This is a genomic window from Tabrizicola sp., from assembly GCF_051645465.1.
Lineage (GTDB): Bacteria > Pseudomonadota > Alphaproteobacteria > Rhodobacterales > Rhodobacteraceae > Tabrizicola.
The window spans coordinates 1-2,823 of the sequence record NZ_JBOFBI010000378.1; the positions used below are offsets into that span (position 1 = coordinate 1).

A 2,823-nucleotide genomic window follows, 5' to 3' on the forward strand; every position below is an offset into this window, starting at 1 on the left:
CCACGCTTGACCCCCACCTGCCAAGCCGCTACGCGAGCACCGTCAGTTCTGCAGGAGCATGCCCGTGGCCAACCCTTCCATCCTTATCCTCGCCGGTGACGGCATCGGCCCGGAAGTCATGGCCGAGGTGAAAAAGATCATCGGCTGGTTTGGGTTGAAGCGCGGCATCGCCTTCGACGTCAGCGAAGACCTGGTCGGCGGCTCTGCCTACGACAAGCACGGCACCCCCTTGCACGACGACACGATGGCCAAGGCGCAAGGAGTGGACGCGGTTCTGCTGGGCGCCGTCGGCGGCCCGAAATACGACAAGCTGGATTTCTCCGTTAAACCCGAGCGCGGCCTTCTCCGTCTGCGCAAGGAAATGGACCTCTTCTCCAACCTCCGCCCCGCGCAGTGCTTCGACGCGCTGGCCGACTTCTCCTCGCTGAAGAAGGAAGTCGTGGCGGGTCTTGATATCGTCATCGTCCGCGAACTCACCTCCGGCGTCTATTTCGGCGAGCCGCGTGGCATTTTCACCGAAGGCAACGAACGCGTCGGCATCAACACCCAGCGCTATACGGAATCCGAGATTGCCCGCGTGGCGCGGTCGGCCTTCGAACTCGCCGGCAAACGCTCGAACAAGGTCTGCTCGATGGAGAAGGCCAATGTGATGGAAAGCGGCATCCTCTGGCGCGAGGTGGTGCAGGAAATCCACGACAAGGAATACCCCGACGTCGAGCTTAGCCACATGTACGCCGACGCCGGTGCCATGCAGCTTTGCCGCTGGCCCAAGCAGTTCGACGTGATCGTCACCGACAACCTTTTCGGTGACCTCCTGTCCGACATGGCGGCGATGCTGACCGGCTCGCTCGGCATGCTACCCTCCGCCAGCCTCGGCCTGCCGATGGCCAACGGCCGCCCGAAGGCGCTCTACGAGCCCGTCCACGGCTCCGCCCCCGATATCGCGGGGCAAGGCAAGGCCAACCCGATCGCCTGCATCCTCTCGTTCGCCATGGCGCTGCGTTATTCGTTCAACCTCGGGGACGAGGCGACGCGCGTCGAAAAGGCCGTCGAAAAGGTGCTCGCCGACGGCGTCCGCACCGCCGATCTGATGGGGCCAGAGGGCGGCAAGCCCGTCTCGACCAGCGAGATGGGCGACGCGGTGATCGCGGCGCTGGAGGCGAGCGTTTAGAGCAGCTTGCATTCTTGCTGAACCCAGCCAGCCGCTCATCGGCCCTGACGGGCACTCTTCGCTGAGACCCTGACGAAGAACGACCGAAAGGGAGTGATGAGTGGCCACTCTGCACCAGAAAGAAGATACCAAACGCACCGAGTTGCAAAGCAAACTGCTTCAGCTATCGTCCGATGGCTTTCAGGAGGTTGTCTTGCGCTTCATTCGGTCCCTTCCGCTTCCCGCCACCTTCTGCCTCGCGCTTTGCCTCAGCGGCCCAGCCTTGGCAGAACCCTTCAAAACCTTCTTCCCCGAAGAGTATGAGGAGTACGATCAGGAAGCCCGTTCGCTTCTTGATCAGCTTGATCTGCAGCAGGGCAAGATCACCATTGGCGGCGGGATCGCCGAGATAAACCTTCCCGACAACTACTACTACATCAATCCGACAGGCGCTTCGCTGGTGCTGGAGGTCCTGTGGGGCAACCCGCCGGAAGATCAACCGTCATTGGGCATGATCTTCCCGCGTGACGGATCGCCGACGGGCGACGGTTGGGGCGTCATCGTCGATTTCGATCCGATGGGCTACGTCTCGGACGAAGACGCCGATGGCTACAACTACGACGATCTGCTCGTCACGATGCGACAGGATACGATCGCCGGAAACAAGTGGCGCCAGGAGAATGGCTATCAGGCCATCGATCTGGTCGGCTGGGCCGAACCGCCGCATTACGACAAGGTGGAGCGGGAGCTTTACTGGGCCAAACGCCTGCGCTTCGAAGGCGATCAGAGCGACACGCTGAACTATGACATCCGCGAACTTGGCCGCAAGGGCGTGCTGATCGCCAGCTTCGTCGCCGGCATCGACCAGCTGGCCGACGTCAAGGCCGCGGCCCCCGACGTGTTGAAGATGATCAGCTTCACCGATGGCAACCGCTACGCCGATTTCAACCCGGACACCGACCAGGTGGCAGAAATGGACGTCGGCGGCCTGATTTCCGGCAATCCGCTGGCAACGGCGGGGCTTCTGGCGGTGGCGCTGGCGTTCCTGAAAAAGGGCGGGATCGTGCTGCTTCTGGCGCCTCTCGGCTGGCTTTTCAGCCGGTTCCGCAAGCGCGGCGACAGCTGAGTGGCCCTTGCGGAGCGACCCGATCCGCGCGATGGTTTCGGGCGCTAACGGGCATTTGAGGAAATGCCCCCGAGCCGCCGGACAAGACCATGCCCCAAGCCCAATCGAACATGCGCGGCGCGCTTCTGTCGCTTCTCGCCTTCGCGCTCTATGCCACGCATGACGTGGTGGTGAAGGTTCTGGGCGGCAGCTACTCTCCGTTCCAGATCATCTTCTTTTCCGGCCTGCTCAGCTTTCCGATCGTGACCATCATGCTGATGTCCGACCGGACCGACGGCAACCTGATCCCCCGCCACCCGTGGTGGACGGCACTGCGTACCTTCACCGCCGTTCTGACCGGGCTTTTCGGGTTCTACGCCTTTTCGGTGCTGCCGCTTGCGCAGACCTACTCGATCCTCTTCGCCATGCCGCTTTTGATCACGCTGCTGGCGATCCCGATCCTCGGGGAAAAGGTCGGCCTCCGCCGCGGCATCGCGGTGGCCGTCGGGCTGATCGGCGTGCTGATCGTCCTCCGCCCCGGCTCGGCGGAGCTTGGCCTCGGGCACCT

Annotated in this window: 3 protein-coding genes; all 3 read left to right on the forward strand. The window is 62.9% G+C overall.

Annotation, left to right across the window (positions count from 1 at the left end; translation table 11 throughout):
• Positions 1 to 64 precede the first annotated feature (64 nt).
• Positions 65 to 1,171, forward strand: a complete 1,107-nt coding sequence (gene leuB / locus ACRCSW_RS23225; RefSeq protein WP_438708023.1) for a 3-isopropylmalate dehydrogenase — start codon at positions 65 to 67, stop codon at positions 1,169 to 1,171.
• Between the two features lie 193 nt (positions 1,172 to 1,364).
• Entirely contained in the window at positions 1,365 to 2,276 is a 912-nt protein-coding gene (locus ACRCSW_RS23230) for a DUF2167 domain-containing protein (RefSeq protein ID WP_438708024.1), read from the forward strand.
• Between the two features lie 89 nt (positions 2,277 to 2,365).
• The coding region (locus ACRCSW_RS23235; RefSeq protein WP_438708025.1) for a DMT family transporter at positions 2,366 to 2,823 on the forward strand (458 nt) is incomplete at its 3' end.